General features: G+C 73.9%; 15 protein-coding genes and 3 pseudogenes. 7 read left to right on the forward strand and 11 right to left on the reverse strand.

The window, feature by feature from the left end; all coding sequences use genetic code 11:
• On the reverse strand, window positions 1-879 hold an 879-nt coding region (locus VR45_RS28775), incomplete at its 3' end, for an ROK family protein (protein WP_045942791.1).
• Window positions 880-1,088: 209 nt separating this feature from the next.
• Between VR45_RS28775 and VR45_RS28780 the strand changes: the two genes are divergently transcribed.
• Both VR45_RS28780 and VR45_RS28785 read left to right on the forward strand, forming a co-directional pair.
• Entirely contained in the window at window positions 1,089-2,273 is a 1,185-nt protein-coding gene (locus VR45_RS28780; RefSeq protein WP_045942778.1) for an MFS transporter, read from the forward strand.
• Window positions 2,274-2,377: 104 nt separating this feature from the next.
• Window positions 2,378-2,923: a HutD family protein gene (locus tag VR45_RS28785; RefSeq protein WP_045942779.1), complete on the forward strand. Its 546-nt coding sequence runs from the start codon at window positions 2,378-2,380 to the stop codon at window positions 2,921-2,923.
• A gap of 182 nt (window positions 2,924-3,105) precedes the next feature.
• On the opposite strand, the pseudogene VR45_RS44550 reads toward VR45_RS28785, so the two are convergent.
• From VR45_RS44550 to VR45_RS28805, 4 genes and pseudogenes are all read right to left on the reverse strand, one after another.
• A pseudogene (locus VR45_RS44550) lies at window positions 3,106-3,732 on the reverse strand (IS1182 family transposase); the annotation flags it as partial.
• An 8-nt stretch (window positions 3,733-3,740) separates the two neighbouring features.
• The gene (locus VR45_RS28795; RefSeq protein ID WP_045942781.1) at window positions 3,741-4,373 is read right to left on the reverse strand and encodes an MBL fold metallo-hydrolase; all 633 of its coding nucleotides are present in this window, start codon (window positions 4,371-4,373) and stop codon (window positions 3,741-3,743) included.
• A 181-nt stretch (window positions 4,374-4,554) separates the two neighbouring features.
• On the reverse strand, window positions 4,555-5,805 hold the full coding sequence (locus VR45_RS28800; protein ID WP_052709455.1) for a hypothetical protein: 1,251 nt from the start codon (window positions 5,803-5,805) through the stop codon (window positions 4,555-4,557).
• A gap of 155 nt (window positions 5,806-5,960) precedes the next feature.
• Window positions 5,961-6,900, reverse strand: a pseudogene (locus VR45_RS28805) (alpha/beta fold hydrolase).
• Window positions 6,901-7,101: 201 nt separating this feature from the next.
• Between VR45_RS28805 and VR45_RS28810 the strand changes: the two are divergent.
• Entirely contained in the window at window positions 7,102-8,409 is a 1,308-nt protein-coding gene (locus VR45_RS28810; RefSeq protein ID WP_052709456.1) for a helix-turn-helix domain-containing protein, read from the forward strand.
• Here VR45_RS28810 and VR45_RS28815 read toward each other — a convergent pair.
• Both VR45_RS28815 and VR45_RS28820 read right to left on the reverse strand, forming a co-directional pair.
• Complete coding sequence (locus VR45_RS28815; RefSeq protein ID WP_045942782.1) at window positions 8,406-8,942, reverse strand: GNAT family protein; 537 nt, start codon at window positions 8,940-8,942, stop codon at window positions 8,406-8,408. The genes VR45_RS28810 and VR45_RS28815 overlap by 4 nt on opposite strands.
• A gap of 115 nt (window positions 8,943-9,057) precedes the next feature.
• Window positions 9,058-9,816, reverse strand: a complete 759-nt coding sequence (locus VR45_RS28820) for an acyltransferase (protein WP_045942783.1) — start codon at window positions 9,814-9,816, stop codon at window positions 9,058-9,060.
• Window positions 9,817-9,987: 171 nt separating this feature from the next.
• Between VR45_RS28820 and VR45_RS28825 the strand changes: the two genes are divergently transcribed.
• Complete coding sequence (locus VR45_RS28825; protein WP_045942784.1) at window positions 9,988-10,746, forward strand: maleylpyruvate isomerase family mycothiol-dependent enzyme; 759 nt, start codon at window positions 9,988-9,990, stop codon at window positions 10,744-10,746.
• 18 nt (window positions 10,747-10,764) lie between these two features.
• Here the strand turns inward: VR45_RS28825 and VR45_RS28830 are convergent, their stop codons facing one another.
• The gene (locus VR45_RS28830; RefSeq protein WP_045942785.1) at window positions 10,765-11,538 is read right to left on the reverse strand and encodes an enoyl-CoA hydratase family protein; all 774 of its coding nucleotides are present in this window, start codon (window positions 11,536-11,538) and stop codon (window positions 10,765-10,767) included.
• A gap of 142 nt (window positions 11,539-11,680) precedes the next feature.
• The gene (locus VR45_RS28835; RefSeq protein WP_045942786.1) at window positions 11,681-12,250 is read right to left on the reverse strand and encodes a Uma2 family endonuclease; all 570 of its coding nucleotides are present in this window, start codon (window positions 12,248-12,250) and stop codon (window positions 11,681-11,683) included.
• Between the two features lie 108 nt (window positions 12,251-12,358).
• Here VR45_RS28835 and VR45_RS28840 point away from each other — a divergent pair, with 108 nt between their 5' ends.
• A complete protein-coding gene (locus VR45_RS28840; protein WP_045942787.1) occupies window positions 12,359-12,781 on the forward strand; it encodes a RidA family protein in 423 nt (140 codons plus the stop codon).
• 25 nt (window positions 12,782-12,806) lie between these two features.
• Here the strand turns inward: VR45_RS28840 and VR45_RS28845 are convergent, their stop codons facing one another.
• Entirely contained in the window at window positions 12,807-14,156 is a 1,350-nt protein-coding gene (locus VR45_RS28845) for an MFS transporter (protein WP_159394385.1), read from the reverse strand.
• 126 nt (window positions 14,157-14,282) lie between these two features.
• Between VR45_RS28845 and VR45_RS28850 the strand changes: the two genes are divergently transcribed.
• Both VR45_RS28850 and VR45_RS28855 read left to right on the forward strand, forming a co-directional pair.
• Window positions 14,283-15,275, forward strand: coding sequence for an ArsR family transcriptional regulator (locus tag VR45_RS28850; RefSeq protein ID WP_045942789.1), 993 nt, complete (start codon window positions 14,283-14,285; stop codon window positions 15,273-15,275).
• Between the two features lie 258 nt (window positions 15,276-15,533).
• Window positions 15,534-17,846 (forward strand): glycosyl hydrolase family 18 protein, encoded by a 2,313-nt coding sequence (locus VR45_RS28855; RefSeq protein ID WP_045942790.1) that lies wholly within the window; start codon window positions 15,534-15,536, stop codon window positions 17,844-17,846.
• 111 nt (window positions 17,847-17,957) lie between these two features.
• On the opposite strand, the pseudogene VR45_RS28860 reads toward VR45_RS28855, so the two are convergent.
• Window positions 17,958-18,655: pseudogene (locus tag VR45_RS28860) on the reverse strand (hyaluronate lyase); the annotation flags it as partial.

An 18,655-nucleotide genomic window follows, 5' to 3' on the forward strand; every position in this document is an offset into this window, starting at 1 on the left:
GGCGGCCCGGCAGAGCTCACCGGCCTGGTCGAGCAGCGGCCGCTCCGGGTCCGGCGTCAGACCGGCGGCGGCGAACAGCGCGTCCGGGTCGGTCTCGGAGTTGAGGCAGCCCCGGTTGCCGCACTGGCAGGGGCGGCCCTGCGGATCGACGGTCAGATGGCCGACCTCCAGGGCGAGCCCGGCGCTGCCGGTGTGCAGCCGCCCGTCGATGACCAGCGCGCCGCCGACCCCGCGGTGGCCGGAGGTGACCAGCAGCAGGTGTCGGGCGCCCCGGCCGGCGCCGTGCCGGTACTCGGCGAGGGCGGCCAGGTTGGCATCGTTGGCGATCGAGGTGGGCAGCGGGTCGAGCGCCCTCGGGCCGTGGTCGGCGCGCCCCACCTCGACGTCGTAGAGGTCCGCGACGGGGGTGCCGCTGGGCCAGGCGAAGTGCAGTGCGGCCAGGGCCGTGCCGTCCGGCTCGGTGACCGGGTTCGGCAGGGCGAGCGCCGCGCCGAGGCAGCGGCGGTCGGTGGCGCGGGCGAGTTCGGCGCCCGCCTGGGCCACCGCGCGCAGCATCCGCACCGGGTCGGTGGCGGCGGGCAGCGGCAGGTGGACCGGCGGGTCGAGCAGTCCGCCGAGGCCGGCCAGGGTGACGCTCAGCCCGTCGGCGTGGATCTGTCCGGCGACCACCACCGGACCCGCGGGGTCGATGGCGAGCCGGTGCGAGGGGCGGCCGCGGCCACCGCCGGCCGGGCGGGAGTCGACCGTGATCAGCCCGAGCGCCTCCAGTTCGGCGGTGACGGCGCCGGCCGTGGCCCGGGTGACGTCGAGCGCGCGGGTGAGCGCCGAGCGGGTCGGGGTCTGGCCGGTGTGGATCAGCTGGAGCGCCGGACCGAGCAGCGTCCGGCCGCGGTCGGGGGCCGCGCGGCGGTGGGCGTCGCGCTGCGCGTCGAGTTCGGCCCCGGTCCCGGGCTTCGGACTTGAAGGTGAGAGCTGCACGTCCCTATTCTTACTTTGTGCCGCTCCGAAACAAAATTCGTCCCCATGCCCCCGCCGACCGGCCGTCCCCCCAGTCTCGCAGCAATGCCGCCCGATCCCACACCCTCCCCGTGTCCGCCCTCTCCTCCTGGGGCGGCGCCCGGCTCGCCCTGACCGCCTTCTTCGCCGTCGACGGCCTGCTCTTCGCCGCCTGGGTCGTCCGGATCCCCGACATCCGCAACCAGGTCAGCGCCTCGCACGGGGCGCTCGGCCTCGCCCTGCTCTGCGTGTCGGCGGGCGCCGTGGCCACCATGCCGGTCGTGAGCCGGCTCTGCCTGCGCTACGGCTCCCGGCCGATCACCGTCGCCTCGCTCGCCCTGCTCGCGGTCTCCGTCCCGCTGCCCGCGCACACCCACTCGGTGCCCGCGCTCGGCGGCGTCCTGCTGCTCTTCGGCGCCGGTTACGGCGGTGCGAACGTCGCCATGAACAGCGCCGCCGTCGAGATCGTGAGCGAGCTCGGACGCCCCGTCATGCCCAGCTTCCACGCCGGCTACAGCCTCGGCGGCCTGCTCGGCGCCGGAGCGGGCGGCCTGCTCGCCGGCACCCTGACGGCCGCCCAGTGGCTCGCGGCCGCCGGACTGCTCGGCCTCGCGGTCACCGCCCTCGCGGGTGCCGCCCTGCTCCGCAGCCCCGCGGCGCGACCGGTCGGCACCGCGTCGGCCGCCGCGTCCTCCTCCGGCGGCACCGCGTCCGGCACCGCGTCCGGCACCGCCTCCGGTGCCGGACGCGTGCTGGTCCTGCTGCTCGGCCTCACCGCGCTCTGCACCGCGTACGGCGAGGGCGCCATAGCCGACTGGACCACCGTGCACCTGACGGACGACGTCCACGCCGGCGCGCAGGTGGCCGCCGCCGGTTACGTCGCCTACGCGCTCGCCATGACCACCGGGCGGATCGGCGGTACCTGGCTGTCCGTGCGGCTCGGCCAGCACCGGGTGATGCTGCTCGGCGGGTTCACCGCGGCGGCCGGGATGCTGCTGGCCGCGCTCGCCCCGCTGGTCCCGCTCGCCCTGGCCGGGTTCGTGCTGGTCGGGCTCGGCCTGGCCAACCTCTTCCCGCTCGCCATCGCCCAGGCCGGCGCCGCCGGCGGCCCCCGGGGTGTCGCCCTCGCCTCCACGCTCGGGTACGGCGGCATGCTGATCGGCCCGCCGGTGATCGGCTTCCTGGCCGACGCGACCAGCCTGCCGCTCGCCCTCACCACGGTCGCGGCCGCGGCCGTCGTCGCCGCCCTGCTCCCGCTGGCCGTCCGGCGGCACTGAGCGGCACCGAGCCGCGCCGAGCCGCCCTGAGGCCGCGCCGGGTCCGAACCGGGTCCGCGCCGGGAGGCTCCCCCACGCCGCCGGGCCCGTGCGAGGATCGCGCCATGACGAACAGCACCGGACCGGTCCAGCTCCTCCGCGCCGCCGAACGCCCGGCCACCGCCTGGCGCAACGGCGGCGGGGTGACCAGGGAGGTCGCCGGGTACCCGGCGGGTTCGGGGCTGGACGACTTCCAGTGGCGGGTCAGCCTCGCCGACGTCGGGGCGGCCGGACCGTTCTCCGCCTTCCCCGGGGTGGACCGGGTGATCACCCTGGTCGAGGGCCCGGGCATGGCCCTGACCGTCGACGGCACCGAGCACGTCGTCGACGCGCCGTTCCGCCCATTCGCCTTCTCCGGCGACGCGGCCACCGACTGCCGGCTGCTCGGCGGCCCGCTGGTCGACTTCAACGTGATGACCCGCCGCGGCCGCGCCACCGCCGAACTGACCCTGGCGACGGAGCCCCGGCCGCTCGTGGTCGCCGCCGGCACCACCGTGCTGCTGGTCTGCCTGTCCGGCACCGCGACCCTCGACGCCACCACCGCCCTCACCCGGTACGACGCCGCCCTCCTCACCGCCCCCGCCACCCACGACCTCNAGAGATGTGTATAAGAGACAGACCTCCGCCCCAGCGGCACCACCGCCGTGCTCACGCTGCGCTCCTCCGTGGACTAGGAGCGTGCGTCAGTAACGAGCTAGCGGCTCCGCTGGCGCGACCGGCGGGGGCGGTCGCGGCGGCCCCCGCCGGGGCCTGTGTGGGGCTGTGGGGGGCCCGCCCGCCGGGTGTCCGGCTGTCAGGCTCGTGACGCGGCCAGGGAGGCCCAGCTGGTCGGCTGGCCGGCCGAAGCAGCGATTCCTGCTGTCCCGGCGTGGCGGAAGATCTTGCGGAGGTTGTGGCAGGCGGCGAGCAGGCGCCACTCGCCGCGGGCGCCGTCCTCGCCGCGCAGGAGGAGCCGGCGGCCGTTCCGGCAGGTCATGATCTGTCCGAGGACGGGTTCGACGTGTCGGTGCCGCAGGCCAGTTGGCGCTCCCGCGCGGCTTCGAGGTCGGTCTCGGAGCAGTGGCCGGCGTCGACGAGGGCCTGCTTGGGGTGGCGGCCGGTGTTCCGCGCGGGACTGGTCGAGCATCGTGGTGCAGTTCAGCGCGTCGGAGGCGTTGGTCATCACGTCGGCGGCGGTGATGACCTGGTGGGCCTCGTCCACGACGGCCCGGGCGTAGTAGACCTGGATGCAGGCGCCGTCGCTGTTCTTGATGATCCGCGAGTCGGGGTCGGTGAAGTTGGCCTGGGCCTCCGGTTTCGGCCGGGCCTTGGCGGCGTCGATGACGGCCTGCTGGTCGCTGGTGCCGGTGCGCTGCCGGCGGCGGCGTTCCTTGCCCTCGGCGTGGCGGCGGGCCTTGTCGGCGGCCTCGGCCTCGATCTGGAACGCTCCTAGCGGATTGTCACGGACTCCCCGACCGGGATGCGCGCGTACTCGGTGCCGCCCTTGAAGTCCAACCAGCCATCGAAGTTTTCCTGGCCGAGCTCGTTGAGTGTGGCGTCGTGGATCGGGAACGCCCGCTTCGGCCGCACTGCCCGCACGAAGTCCAGTGCCTCGGAGAGCTTGAGCCAGGGTGCGGCGGCCGGCACGAACAGCGTCTCCACCGGCGACGGTGGGACGAACAGCGAGTCGCCCGGGTGGTAGACCGTGCCGTCGACGACGAACCCGACGTTGGCGCAGCCGGGCAGGCCGTCGTAGGTCTCGGCGTGCGCCCCGCCCACGACGTCGACGACCAACCCGGCCGCCGTAAACCGCTGCCCCACCTCGACGGCGACCGCCGCGCCGCCCAGCTCGGGAGCCGACTCGATCGCCGCCGACGGCAGGTACACCCGGAACGCGGAGTTGCGCTGACTCGCCGACACGAGCTTGGCGACGTCGAGGTGGTCGGGGTGCTCGTGAGTCACCAGCACCTCGTCGACCCCGTCGAGCGCTTCGGCCTCCGAGAACGACCCCGGGTCGATCACCAGCACCCGGTCGTCAACCTCCAGGCGCACACAGGCGTGACCATATTTGATCAAGTTCATGCGCCCACTATGGCAAGGATGGTCGAATACTGGGCCCTGTTCGATCAGACTGTGCCGGAGATCAGGCTGTTCCACAGCGCGACAACCAGCCCGAACAGCCCGCCCCCATCACGCATATCAGGATCATCCCGCACAAATAATCACAAGCCGCACGTGGGTTGCCGGTTACTGGGACACGCTCCTAGCGAGTGCCCGGCTGCTGACCGAGAGCGGCGAGCACCCGCTCCAGCTCCCGCTCGTCGGCCCCCTCGATCCCGATGCCGCCCTCCACCCGCAGCTCGAGGTGGGCGAACCGGGGGGCCAGCTCGCTCAGGACCTCCAGCGGGTCCCGCTCCGCGCCGGTGTCCTCGATCACCAGCTCCCGGACGGTCAGGCTCTCCAGCTGGGGCAGCAGCGGGTGCCCGGCGAGGACGGCGAAGTCGCCGGCCTCCTCGGGCTCGAAGGTCGCCGCGCCCAGGTCGAGGTGCCGCAGCCGGGGGTACCCGGCGGGCGTGAGCTCCTCCAGCTGGAGGTTGCTGGCAACGGTGCCGTGCACGTCGTGATCGATCTCCACCTCCAGGGTGACCAGGCCCGGCGTGGACGTCCCGAACAGGGCGCCGTCCGAGAAGACCGCGCCCCTGGTCCGCAGGTGCGTCAACTCCTCGTGCACCACGTCGTCGAACAGGAACGCGCCTTCCAGCTCCAGACTGCGCAGGGCGGGCAGCGCGGGCCAGAGCGCCCGGCCCACCTCGTGCGGGACCACCGGGTCGTGCAGGTACCGCTCGACCTCCAGCGCACGGCCCGCCGAGGTCCGGTGGAGCTCGAAGAGCGTGTCGTAGTGGTGACCGAGGTACAGCTCCGCGAGCCGGGGCCGCTGCCGCGCGGCGAGCGCCGCGGCGGCGCGCCCCGCCGAGTGGTGGTGGTCCGTCAGCCGCAGCTCCAGTGTGCGCAGCCGCCCGGCGGCGGGGTGGCACAGCAGCACGTCGACCAGTGCCGCCTCCCACTGCTCGGGGTCGTCCGGGTTGTGGGCGCCGCTGTGCGGCAGCTCCGCCAGCAGCCGGACCACCAGCGCCCGGCGCCGCGGACCGGCCCCGTCCGCACGGTCGGCCTCGCCCACCGGGCCGGTACCGTCCGTCGGGCCGGTCCCCTCCGCCGGACCGTTCCCCTCCGCCGGACCGGTCTCCTCCGTCAGCCGGAACACGGCGGTGTCGAGGAATCCGCGGGACCAGCCGAGCCGCCACGACCCGTCGGCCCGGAGGCCGTACAGCCCGCACTCCCGCTCCACCTGCCGGTACACCGCCGCGAGTTCCGCGTCGTCGGCCGGCGCCCCCCGGTCCTCCAGCCGGATCGCCTCCCCCCGCGGATCACCCGCCTCGCTCAGCGCCCGCGCGTACTCGAGCCAGTCCGCCCGGTCCTCCGACACCGGTACCGCCACCTCGTCGACGAAACCCACGCCACTCTCCTCTCCTCGGTCCACCGGTCCACCGACCGACGGCAGTATCCCCGCCCCCACCGACACTCGGCGCACCGGTCCGCCGCGTGGGAAGTCGGCCGGTCCGACTTCCCACGCGGCGGCAACGACCGGGAGCGGCCCCGGCGGTGACGGCCTCAGCCGCAGAGCACCGGGGTGGCGTGGGCCGGGTCGAGCGCGTTGGTGACCAGGTGCAGCGCGGTGGGCGCGAAGGCTACGGCCACGTGCTCGGCGAGCGAGAGCGGACAGTGCGCCTGGAGCACCTCGTTGTCCACGGCCGCCGCACCGGCGCCGCCCGCACCGTCCAGGAACTGGCTCCGGTAGGGCGTGACGACCTCGTCGTAGACCGTGGAGATCACGGTGTAGCGCACGCCGGGGACGGTGTCCGGCCGGGTGGCCATCCGCCGGTTGAAGTCGGAGCCGACCGCCTGGTCGCGGCAGGCCGCGCAGGCCGTGTAGATCAGTTCGGCGACCCGCGGGAAGTACGGGGCGAGGTTGGTGATGCCGTCCAGCGTGGTGCCGTGGTTGGACGGCGCGAGGGCGACCAGCTTGCCGACCTTGGCCGCGCCGCCGAGGAACTTCAGGTAGTAGTTCGGCAGCATGCCGCCCTGCGAGTGGCCGACGAGGTCGACCTCGGCCGCGCCGGTCGCCCCGCGCACCAGATCGACGAAACGCCAGATCGACGAAACGCCCGAGTTGGGCCGCCGAGTCGGTGACCGGGCCGAGCCCGCCGATCGGCAGCAGCAGCCCGCTGCCGGACGAGGTGATGCCGGGGACCGTGCCGTAGTCCAGGGCGAAGACGCAGTAGCCCAGGCTCTTCAGCAGCGGCGAGAGCACCAGCCAGTTCTCGTACCGGTTGGCGAAGGTGCCGTGCACCAGGACCACCGGGTTCGGGTGGGCGGCGGTCGGCCGGCAGGTCCAGTCGTTGGCTCCGGGCGGCGAGGCCACCGTGTCACCGTCGGGCGGGAGTTGACCCGCGGCGGCCGGAGCCGCGACCTGGGCGGAGGCAGCGGCGGCGGGCGCGGTGGGGGTCGCGTCCGCCGCCCGGGCCGCACCGGCGGGAGCGCCGGCGAGCAGTGCGCCGGCCAGGAGCGCCGCACCAGCAGCCCCAAGGAGCTTGCGGCGCAACGGCCTTGCGGCGGAGCGGAGAAGTGGGGTTCTCAACGGTTGCCTCCGGAGCGGAAGTTTGTTACCAACAGGTAACCCGAGTGCCTCCATCCTGCGGTCGCCCCTCCGACCTGGGCCTCGGACGGCTTCCAGACCTCGACGGAGTTCTCTGTGACCGGTCACAATTCACCCCCCACCGCAGCCGGTTGGCGGATCCCGGTGATCGGCGGCACCGCCGCCGACCAACGTCTGCTGAGCGCCGTACCGGAGTTGGCCGAGGCCGTGGTCGCCGCACTGCTGGACCGGGTGCCGGCCTACCGCCGCTTCCCCCGCGAACTGGCCACCGGCGAACTGGTCCCGGTCGCCGCCCGCCGGATCCGCGCCCTCGCCCACGCCGTCCGCACCGGACTGCCCGCCCCCGAGGGCGAGTTCACCGCCGTCCGGGAAGCCGCCGCCCGGCGCGCCGAGGAGGGCGTGCCGCTGGACGCCGTGCTGTTCGCCCACCACCTCGGTCTGGAGGTCTGCTGGGAGCTGATCACCCGGCACGCCGACGACGGCGACGCCGCCGACCTGCTGCTGCTCAACCGGCTGATGCTCAACCACCTGCGCCGGGCCGCCGCCGCGACCTGCGCCGGATACCTGGAGGAGGGCCGCGGCGACGCCGCCGAACGGCGGGCCGCCCGAGGGGCCCTGGTCACCGCACTGCTGGACGGCGCGCGGGCCGAGGCCGAGTCGGCGGCCGCCCGGGCCGGGATCGGCCTGCCGCCCGCGTACGCGGTGCTGCGCCTCGCCGTCGCCGAGCACCCCGACGAGCGCTCCCCGGACGTCGACCGGATGGTGGCGGGGCACCGCAAGCTGCGCTGGCTGCGCACCGAACTCGACCACGCCACCCGGCAGTCGGCGCTGTCCGCACTCACCGCCGGCGGCGGTGTGGTGCTGGTTCCGCTGGAGCACGACCCGGAGGCCGTGCCCGAGCAGGTCTGGGAGCGACTGGCCGAGACCCTGCGGCGCGTCGCGCGCGCGGCCGGCGTCACCGTCCGGGCGGGCGGGTCGGCCTCGGTGCCCGCCGAGGTCCCGGCGGCCGCCGCGCTCGCGGCGGAAGTCCTCGAGGTGGCCCTGGCGGTCGGACGGGCGCCCGGGCTGCACCGGCTGGACGACCTACTGGTCGAGTACCAGCTCAGCCGGCCCAGCCGGGCCCGGTCGCGGCTCGCGGCACTGCTCGCCCCGCTGGACGACGCGGGCGAACTGCTCACCACCCTGCGGGTGCACCTCGCCGGGGGCCTCAGCAGACGCCACACCGCCCAGGTGCTCCACCTGCACCCCAACACCGTGGACTACCGGCTCCGGCGGATCGCCGTCCGCACCGGCCTGGACCCCACCCGGCCCGCCGACCTGCCCCGGATCACGGCCGCCCTCGCCGCCCGCGACGCCGAACGCGCCGCCGCAGGACACGCCCTGGGCACCCGGACCGCCCCTTAGCCCCGGGCCTTCCAGTCCTGGACCAGCAGGCCGAGCAGCACCTCGTCCAGGAACTCGCCCATCACCCAGGCGGAGGAGCGCAGCACGCCCTCCCGGACGAAGCCGTTGCCCTCGGCGGCGCGCAGCATCGCGGCGTTGTCCTCAAGGGTTTCGACCTGCAGCCGCCGCAGGCCGCGCACGACGAAGCCGTAGTGGCACAGCACCGCGACCACCTCGGTGCCGTGACCCCGGCCCCGGGCGGAGGGGCGCAGTCCGAGGCCGAGGTGCGCGGAGCGGTTGTGGTTGTCGATGCCCCACAGGCTCGCGCTGCCGAGGAGCGCACCGTCGTCGAGGTCCACCACGGAGAACGACACAATCGCGTCGTCCGTGCGGTCCAGTGAGACCCGGGACTCCTTCGAGCCGGGCGGGATCGGCCGCCACGGTGCGCTCTCGGCCCGCGAGGAGTTGGCCACGTCGTCGTGGAGTTCGGTCAGCAGGACCGGGATGTCGTCCTCGTGCCGGGCCCGCAGCCCGATCTTCTCGCCTCGAAGCATGTGAGCTTCCTATCCGACCCCGCGGAACGGCGGCAACCGAATTAGGGCCCGCCTCCTGGGTGCTGGATCCCGGCTGCCCGGCCGCCCGACAGAGCAGCCGCCCGGCTGCCCGGCGTCAGACCTCGGACTCGCCCGGCAGCCGCAGGTCCCAGCCCGCCAGCGCCCGCAGCTGCGCGGCGGTCAGGTCGTCCGGCAGCGGCCGCGGCGGCTCGTTGCGGAACGGCGGCTGCCAGCCCTCCTCCTGCGTCCAGCGGCGGACCGCCCTGGCCGGCGCGCCCGCCACCACCGTGTGGTCCGGCACCTCGCCGCGCACCACGGAACCGGCCGCGACGACCACATTGCGGCCCAGCCGGGCACCCGGGAGGATCACCGCTCCGGTGCCGATCCAGCTGCCGGAGCCGATCTCCACCGGCTCGTTGCGCGGCCACTGCTTGCCGATCGGCAGGTCCGTCGACCGGTACTCGTGCGCCTGGTCGGATATGTAGACGCCGGGACCGGTCCACACGTCGTCGCCCAGCACGATCGACTGGTGGCCGACGATGTGGCTGTCGCGGCCGATCACGCAGCCGCCGCCGATCCGCACGATCGGCTCGGGCCCGAGGTCCAGGCCGGGGAGGAAGCCCGCGCTGATGGTCACCCGTTCGCCGATGATCGAGAACGGGCCGATGGTGATCCACTGCTCGTTGAAGACCGCGCCGAGCGGGAAGCTCAGCTTCGTCCCCGCGCCGAGCTCGCCGAAGCGGTACGGCCCGGGGTTCTCGCTGGAGACCGCGCCGGCCCGCTGCACCCACTGCCAGCCCCGGTGGACGAGCCGCCCCGAAGCGCGCCGGCCGCCGGCCCGGGCGGCGCTGAACAGGGAACGCGTGATCGACATGCGCTCACGTTACCGGTCCGTACGGTCCGCCCGGCGCCGAGGCGGCCAAGGTCACACGGCCCGTCGCCGCCCCGAAGCCACGCCACCCCCACACCGTGCCCCGCAACATTTCCGTTGGCCATTCATGGGAACGCATGTCCGAATACCGCCGATGCTGCCAGACTCCCGATCATGGAGATCACCGCACACCTCGACGCGCTGCGCCGCGAAGGCGGCCTGCTCGCGGACGCCGCCGCCCGCACCGACCTCGACGCCCCCGTCCCGACCTGCCCGGAGTGGCGACTGCGGGACCTCGTCCTCCACACCGGCCATGTGCACCGCTGGGCCACCACCCACGTCCGGGACGGCCGGCCGACGCCGATGGACGAGGCGAGCCAGCAGGCGATCTGGGCGGAGGCGCCGGACGACGCCGTCCTGCTCGACTGGTTCCGCGCGGGCCACGGCACGCTGGTCGACACGCTCCTCGCCGCCCCGGCCGACCTGGCCTGCTGGACCTTCCTGCCGACGGCCCCGAGCCCGCTCGCGTTCTGGGCCCGCCGACAGGCACACGAGACGGCCGTGCACCGGATCGACGCCGACGCGGCCGCCGGCGCCGAGGGACCGGCGACCGCACCCGAGCTCGCGCTCGACGGCATCGACGAACTGCTGCGCGGCTTCCTGTCCCGCGACCGCTCCCGGCTCCGCAGCGAGCGGCCGCGCACCGTCCTGATCAGCACGACCGACGGGCCCGGCCGCTGGCTGCTGACGGTCAGCGAGGAACCGCTGTCCGTCGAGCTCACCGAGGCCCCGGCCGACCTGACCCTCACCGGCCCGGCCCGGGACCTCTACCTGCTGCTCTGGAACCGGCTGCCCGCCGGGACCGGGCGGGTGGAGCACTCCGGCGACGAGGCGCTCCTCGACCTCTGGCGCGAGACCGCCACCATCAGCTGAGCCGAGGCGGCGGGCGCCCTACCGCACCCAGCGGGCGGGCCGCTTCTCCAGGAACGACCGCATGCCCTCCTGGGCCTCCTCCGAGCCGAACAGCCGTGCCGACAGCTCGACCAGTTCGTCGGCGTCCCGCTCGAAGGAGCGCACCACCTCGGCGTTGGCGAGCCGCTTGGACTGCGCGAGGCCCTGCGGCGAACCCAGCCGCAGGGCGTCCAGCAGTTCCTTGAGCGCGACCTCGGCCGCCTCCGTCGTGTCGGCCGCCCGGGTGACCAGACCGATCCGGGCGGCCTCGGCCGCGTCGAACACCTCGCCGGTCAGGTAGTAGCGGGAGGCCGCGCGCGGGTCCAGCTTGGGGCGCAGCGGCAGCGAGATCACGGCCGGCGCGAGGCCGAGCCTGACCTCGGTGAACGCGAAGGTGGCAGCCGGTCCGGCGATCGCCAGATCGGCCGCGCCCACCAGCCCCAGCCCGCCGGCCCGGACGTGCCCGTCGATGACGGCGATCACCGGCTTGGCGCAGTCCACGATCGCCCGCTGGAGGTCGACCAGCCCGCGCGGCCCGACCGTCGGGTCCGCCCCGGTCGCCTCGGAGAGGTCCGCCCCGGCGCAGAACACCTTGCCCACGTGCGTCAGCACCACCGCACGCACCTCCGGATCCGCGGCCGCCCCGGCCAGCCCGGCGGTCAGCTCGGCCATCAGCCGGCGGGAGAGCGCATTGCGGTTGTGCGGCGAGTCGAGGGTCAGCGTGGTGACGGCGTCCTCGGTGGCGACACGGACGAAGGGCGCTTCACTGGTCATCGGTACGGTCCTGCTTTCCGGCTGAGGGTGGGTCGGAACGGGTCCGCGGCCACGGGTGGGCGGCGGCGCCCGGACGACTCTGACATGCCCACCCTCCGCTCGACCAGGCTTCCCGCCGCCCGCCGGCCACCGCCGTCACCACTCAGAGCCTGGAAGTGTCCAAGTCGAGGTCGAACGGCTCCGGCAGCCGGACCGGCGTCCCGAAGGGGTGCGGCCCATCCTCGACCGCGTAGCCGAGCCGGGTCGGCCCGCTGAAGAGCGTGCAGGCACGGTGCTGCCGGTCGACCAGAAGGTACAGCGGTGCCCCGTACTGGCCGTAGCGGCGGCGTTTGACCGTCCGGTCGGTCTCCCCGTTCGAGGGCGAGGTGACCTCCACCACGAGCAGCGTCTGATCGGGAAGGAGCGCGCCCTCCGTCTTGGCCGCCAGATCCGCCGGGACCACCGCGAGATCGGGGATGAACCAGTTTTCCGAGCCCGGCAGATCGAGATTGCCGGCCCCGGAGACCAGGCCCAACGCGTCCAGGCTCGGCATCAGTTGCCGGCGGACGACCTCGGCGGCGCTCTCGTGCGCCCAGGTCGGCGACATAGGTGTGATGACTCCCTCGATGATCTCGGCGCGGTCGCCCGCGACATGCTGGATCGCGTACTTCAGTGCCCGTTCGGGATCCGTCACCGTGCTGTAGTCGCCGGGGAGTCGGGGTGCTGTGCTCATGAAGTGGTCTCCTTCCCTGACGGTCGCTCTCGTCACGCCGGGTGCGTGTAGAGGATACCCTCCGTGAAAGCCGTGGTGCGATGATCAACTGTCGGCCACGATGGGCGCATGACCACGGAATCACAGCGCAACGGCAGCGGCCTCACCCACATCACCGAGCCGCCCGGGGTAGCCCCCGGTACCGGCTACACCCAGGTGGTGTCGGCCACGGGGCGGCTGGTGGCGGTGTCGGGGCAGGTCGCCTTCGACGAGCAGCGGCGGCTGGTCGGGGCGGGCGACCCCGAGGCGCAGGCGCGGCAGATCTTCGAGAACCTGCGGCGCTGCCTGGCGGCGGCGGGTGCGGACTTCTCGCACGTCGTCAAGCTGACGTACTTCCTCACCGACATCGGGCACCTGGACGCCGTCCGCAAGGCGCGGAACGAGGCCCTCGGTGAGCTGCCGCCGCCGGCCAGCTCGGCGATGCAGGTGGCGGCGCTGTTCCTGCCGGAGGTGCTGATCGAGATCGAGGCCTTCGCGGTGGTTCCGGAGTAGCCGGCGGGCCACCGGCCGCGCCGCGTCAGGCCGGAACCGCGCCCCGCCGCCGGGCCCACCGGACGGCGGGGCCCATCGCCAGGCCGGCGCCGGCGAGCAGCGCGCCGAGGGCGGCCCAGCCCGCCAGGCCGTGGCCGATGACGGCGGTCGAGACGACGGCCGGGCCGATCATCAACGCGGCGGACGTGCCCGCGTTGAAGACGCCCTGGTAGGCGCCGTGCCCGCGCTCGCCGGCCAGGTCGTAGCTGAGCGCCCAGGTACCGGCCTGGCCCAGCACCTCGCCGACCGCCTGGAGTGCCACGCCGACCAGGACCACCACCGCGGCCAACGCGGCGGGCGTGCCGTGGGCGAGGCCGATGACCAGGCAGGAGGCGGCCAGGATCAGCCCCGAGCGCCCGCAGGCCCGGGCCGCGGCGGCCGGGTGTTCGGTGCCCCGGGTGGCGCGGACCTGGAACGCGATCACCAGCACGGTGTTGACGATCAGGGTGCCGGCCACGGTGATCCGAGGTGCGTCGGTCTGCTGGACGATCCACAGCGGCACCCCGACCTCCAGCATCGCGAACTGCAGGGCGAGCACCGAGCTGAGCGCGGTCACCACCAGGAACGGCCCGTCCCGCAGCGCCGGGTTGCGCCGCCCTCCCCCGGCCGCGCCCGCCTCGACAGCCTTGTCCGCCTTACCCGCACCCGCACCAGCACCCGCGCCAGCACCAGCACCAGCACCAGCACCAGCAGCGGCACCCGACCACCCGGGCACCCGCAGCCGCTGGAACAGCACCGCGACGGCCAGGTACGAGGCGGCGTCCGCCAGGATCGCCGTCAGATAGCCGGCCCGCGAGTCCACCTGGAGCGCGATCGCGCCGACCCCGGTGCCGAGGCATATCCCGACGTTGGTCACCACCCGCAGGTAGGCCCGGCCCGCCACCCGCTTGTCGGCGGGCAGCACCTCCGCGTACAGGGCGTTGCGGACGGCGGCCCCGCCCCGGTCGGCGGCGGAGACCAGGCAGGCGAGCGCCACGAACGCCGGGTAGCCGTCCACCAGCGTGTACCCGGCGGTGCCGAGGCCGGTGAGGGTGACCAGCACGACCAGCACCGGCCTGGCGCCCCAGCGGTCGGCGGCACGCCCGGCGGGGACGCTGGCGAGCACCCCGCAGAGCCCGGCGGCGGTGAGCGCGAAACCGAGCCGACCGGCGCTCAGGCCGAGGAAGCGGGTGAAGAACAGCACGCCGACGGAGAGCGAGAGGCCGCTGCCGACCGTGTTGAGCAGGGTGATCCGGGCGAGCCGGCGCACCGTCGGGTCGGGGTGCAGCAGGCGCGACGCCCCGGACGTCGGCAGGTCGGGACTCGGCGCGGCGGTCGCCGCCAGTGGGGTGGTCATGCCCACGATCACACCCCGGCACCGCCACTCGACAGTAATCATTTAGGCTCGGGCTAAAACCAGCAGCGCACCGGCGGCACGGGCGGGCGGCGGCGCAGCCGGACGGGGAGAGGGGCCAGGGGGCGCGTGCACCGGTTCAAGCTCGGCCTGGCCGACCTCGCCACCACCTGGTTCGCCTGCTCCCCCGTCCAGGAGGCCGCGCTCAGCCTACGGATGTGGACCCACCCCGGGTACTTCCCGCTCCAGTCCGCCGCCTTCGAGCGACTGCGCCCCGCCTTCGAACGACTGGACTCCGCACTGCTGCTCTCGCTGGTCTCCGTGCACCGCTGGATCCCGGACTTCCTGACGCCCCGCCCGGCCACCCCGTGGCCGGACTTCCGCACCGAGCTGGCCGCCGTCCGGGCACTGCCGCCCGAGCGGCTGCGGCCCGAGCTGGAGCAGACCTTCCTGCCCCACCACCAGTCGCTGCCCCCGCTGCTCGCGGCGGGCCTGGCCGACCCGGCCCGGCTGCTGGCGCGGATCGCCGACGCCCTGGAGGAGTACTGGGAGTGCTGCCTGGCACCGGGCTGGTGGCCGCAGGCCAGGGCGGTGCTGGAGGCGGACCTGGTCTACCGCTCCCGGGTGCTGGCGCAGCAGGGCGCGGCCGCGCTGTTCGCCGACCTGGACCACCGGCTGCGCTGGACGGACGGGCTGCTGTCGGTCGACCGCCGGTGGAAGGAGTGGGACGGGGAGATCACCGTGGACGGGCGCGGGCTGGTCCTGGTACCGACCTTCTTCGCCCGGGGCGCGATCACGATGATCAGCAACGACCGGGCGCCGCAGATCAGTTACCCGGCCCGGGGGCAGGCGGGGATGTCCGCTCCGGCGGCGCCGGTGACCCCGCGCGCACTGGAGCAGCTGCTCGGCGCACCGAAGACCCGGCTGCTCGCACTGCTGGCCGAGCCGGCCAGCACCACCGACCTCGCCTACCGGCTGAGGGTGACACCGGCCGCGGTCAGCCAGCATCTGGCGGTGCTGCACCGGACCGGGCTGGTGAACCGGGCGCGGCACGGCCGTTCGGTGCTGTACAGCCGCAGCCCGCTCGGCGACGAGCTGTCCGGCCACCCGCGCCGCGGCTGAGGACCGGGCCGCGCCCCGCCCCTCGCCGCGCGGGCCGCGACCAGCGCTCTCAACTTGCCAGTGGTACAGACCTGTTGACGCATTGGTCCAGTCCTCCTACAGTGCCCCCATGCTGCGTCCCCCACGACGCGGGCACCGGTCGACCACGCACCGACCCCACCACCCGACCGGGCACCACCCAGCACCACCTGGCACCACCGGGCTCCACCCGCACGGTTCTGCGCCACCCTGTCCAACCCCACAGTCACAGGGAGAACCATGTCCGTCCGATCCCGCGCGCGCCGAGACCAGGCGCGCCGCACCCGCCGCAGACTGCTGGCGCTGCTCTCCGTCCTGCTCCTCCCGATCGCCGCGATCACCGCCCTGGCGACCCCCGCCAACGCGGCCGGCAAGCTCACCGCCGCCTTCACCACCGAGAACAACGGCTCCTGGTGGAAGGGAACTTACATCGTCCGCAACGACAACGCCGCCGCCGTCAACGGCTGGACCCTGGAGTTCGACCTCCCGGCCGGCGTCACCGTCCAGAACAGCTACAACGGGACCGCTACGGTCAACGGCCGCCACGTCACCGCCGTCGCCGCGTTCTACAACGCCAACGTCCCCGCGGGGAAGACCACCGAGCCGTACAGCTTCTGGTTCGTCGCCAACGGCCCGGTCGGCACGCCGACCGGCTGCCGGATCAACGGCGACAAGTGCGACGGCAGTTCGGACGTCCTGCCGTCCGCCCCGGGCGCCCCCGCGGTGACCGACGCGACGGCCCACACGCTCGCGCTGAAGTGGCCCGCCGCGACCGGCGGCGACTTCCCGGTCGCCTCCTACGAGGTGCTGAACGGCAGCACCGTGGTCGCCACCACCGCCACCACCGACGTGGTGGTCACCGGGCTGACCCCGGCGACCAGTTACACCCTGACCGTCCGCGCCAAGGACACCCGCGGCAACACCGGCCCGCTGAGCGCGTCGGTCACGGCCTCCACCTTCGACCCGGCGACCGACCCGACGCCGCCCACCGCGCCCACCAACCTCCGCACCACCGCGGTGGGTTCGAGCGAGGTGACGCTCGCCTGGAACGCCGCCACCGACAATCTGAAGGTCGCCGCGTACGACGTCTACCAGGACGGCGCCGTGGTCCGCACGGTCACCGGCTCCACCCTGACCGCCACCGTCGGCAGCCTCTCCCCGTCCACCGCCTACACCTTCACCGTCAAGGCCAGGGACGGCGCGGACAACGCCTCGCCCGCCTCGGCGCCGCTGAAGGTCACCACCTCCGACCTGGTCGGCGCCGGCAAGTACGCCCGGGTCGGCTACTTCACCCAGTGGGGCATCTACGGCCGCCAGTACTTCGTCAAGAACCTCGACACCTCGGGCAGCGCGGCCAAGCTCGACGTCATCAACTACGCCTTCGAGAACATCGACCCGGTCAACCTGACCTGCCTGGCGGGCGTCACCAAGGGCACCACCGCCAACCCGCAGGACCCGGACCAGGGCACCGGCGCGGGCGACGCCGACGCCGACTACGCCCGCCCGATGAGCGCCGCCCAGTCGGTCGACGGCGTGGCGGACGACGGCTGGGGCAAACTGCGCGGCAACTTCAACCAGTTGAAGAAGCTCAAGGCGAAGTACCCGAACCTGAAGGTCGTCGTCTCGCTGGGCGGCTGGACGTACTCCAAGTACTTCTCCGACGCGGCGGCCACCGACGCGTCCCGGCAGAAGCTCGTCAAGTCCTGCCTCGATGTGTGGATCAAGGGCAACCTGCCGGTCTACAACGGCGCGGGCGGCGACGGCGTCGCGGCCGGCATCTTCGACGGCATCGACCTCGACTGGGAGTGGCCCGGCTCGCCCGACGGCCACGCCGGCAACCACTACAGCGCCAACGACAAGGCCAACCTGACCCTGCTGCTGGCCGAGTTCCGCAAGCAGCTGGACGCCCTGGGCGGCTCGCACAAGCTGCTGACCGCCTTCACCCCGGCCGACCCGGTGAAGATCGACCAGGGCTGGGACCTCTCGAAGATCTTCAACTACCTCGACATCGCCAACGTCCAGGGCTACGACTTCCACGGCGCGGGCAGCGACAACTCCTGGGAGCCCAACCGCACCGGCCACCAGGGCAACCTCTACCAGGACGCCCAGGACCCGTACGCCAACCACTTCAGCGTCGACGCGGCGGTCAAGCCCTACCTCGACGCCGGGGTCACCCCGCGCAAGCTCACCATCGGCCTGGCGTTCTACGGCCGGGGCTGGCAGGGCGTCGCCGACGGCGGCGTCAAGGGCGAGTGGCAGAGCGCGACCGGCGCCGCCCCCGGCCAGTTCGCCGAGGAGGCCGGCACCCGCGGGTACAACAACCTGATCACCACCTTCCCCAACCTCGCCGTGTACCACGACGAACAGTCGGTCGCGACCTACGGCTACACCGGCGCCGGCGGCCAGTGGTGGACCTTCGACGACGCCTGGTCGATCGGCAAGAAGACGGCCTACCTGAAATCGAAGGGCCTGCTCGGCGCGATGATCTGGGAAATGACCGGCGACACCCCCGGCGGCACCCTGATCACGGCGATCGACAACGGCCTCAAGTAGCACGTCAACGGGCTCGGACAGCACGTCGAGTCCGCGCACACCGGACTCGAGCACGCCGAGTCCGCGCACGCCGGGTTCGGCGGGTACCCACCCGCCGAACCCGGCGTCACCTCAGCGCGAGGCCAGGGCCGCGAGGCGGCGGGCCGAGCGGTACTGGCGGATCACCTGGGCGAAGGTGGTGTGCCCCTGGGTGGTGCGGGCGAACGCCCGCCAGGCCGGGTCGACCAGGCAGACCGCCGCGTGGAACAGGTACGGCCGGCGCTCGAAGGCGGTCAGCATCTGCTTGCCGGCCCGCATCTCCACCCCGAGACCGGCCTTGATCGCGAAGGCGTAGTTCAGCGCCTCCCGCCGCACCTCCGCCGCCGTGCCCGCCTCGGCCACCTTGACCGCCCACTCCCCGGCCAGCCGGCCCGAGCGCAGCGCGTACGAGATGCCCTCCCGGGTCCACGGCTCCAGCAGTCCGGCCGCGTCCCCGGCCACCAGCACCCGGCCGCGCGACAGCGGCGAGTCCTCGGCCCGGCAGCGGGTCAGGTGCCCGGACTCCACGCTCGGCCGGAACCCCGCGAGGCCCAGCTGCTGGATGTAGTCGGCCAGGTACTGCTTGGTCCGCTCGCCGTCCCCGCGCGCCGAGATCACGCCGACGGTCAGGCTGCTGGACTCGGTCTTCGGGAACACCCAGCCGTAACTGCCGGGCAGCGGCCCCCAGTCGAGGTGGATCCGACCGGCCCAGGCCGCGGCCACCTCGGCCGGGACGGGGATCTCCGCCTCCAGGCCGAGGTCGATCTGGTCGAAGGAGACACCCACGTGCC

Origin of the sequence: Streptomyces sp. NRRL S-495, from assembly GCF_000966955.1 — a bacterium.
GTDB classification, from domain to species: Bacteria; Actinomycetota; Actinomycetes; order Streptomycetales; family Streptomycetaceae; genus Kitasatospora; species Kitasatospora purpeofusca.

Coding starts and splice junctions, on each gene's coding strand:
- VR45_RS28830 (WP_045942785.1), bottom strand. CDS start 11,538: ATGACCAGTGAAGCGCCCTTCGTCCGTGTCGCCACCGAGGACGCCGTC.
- VR45_RS28815 (WP_045942782.1), bottom strand. CDS start 8,942: ATGCTTCGAGGCGAGAAGATCGGGCTGCGGGCCCGGCACGAGGACGAC.
- VR45_RS28845 (WP_159394385.1), bottom strand. CDS start 14,156: ATGACCACCCCACTGGCGGCGACCGCCGCGCCGAGTCCCGACCTGCCG.
- VR45_RS28825 (WP_045942784.1), top strand. CDS start 9,988: ATGGAGATCACCGCACACCTCGACGCGCTGCGCCGCGAAGGCGGCCTG.
- VR45_RS28855 (WP_045942790.1), top strand. CDS start 15,534: ATGTCCGTCCGATCCCGCGCGCGCCGAGACCAGGCGCGCCGCACCCGC.
- VR45_RS28820 (WP_045942783.1), bottom strand. CDS start 9,816: ATGTCGATCACGCGTTCCCTGTTCAGCGCCGCCCGGGCCGGCGGCCGG.
- VR45_RS28840 (WP_045942787.1), top strand. CDS start 12,359: ATGACCACGGAATCACAGCGCAACGGCAGCGGCCTCACCCACATCACC.
- VR45_RS28795 (WP_045942781.1), bottom strand. CDS start 4,373: ATGAACTTGATCAAATATGGTCACGCCTGTGTGCGCCTGGAGGTTGAC.
- VR45_RS28835 (WP_045942786.1), bottom strand. CDS start 12,250: ATGAGCACAGCACCCCGACTCCCCGGCGACTACAGCACGGTGACGGAT.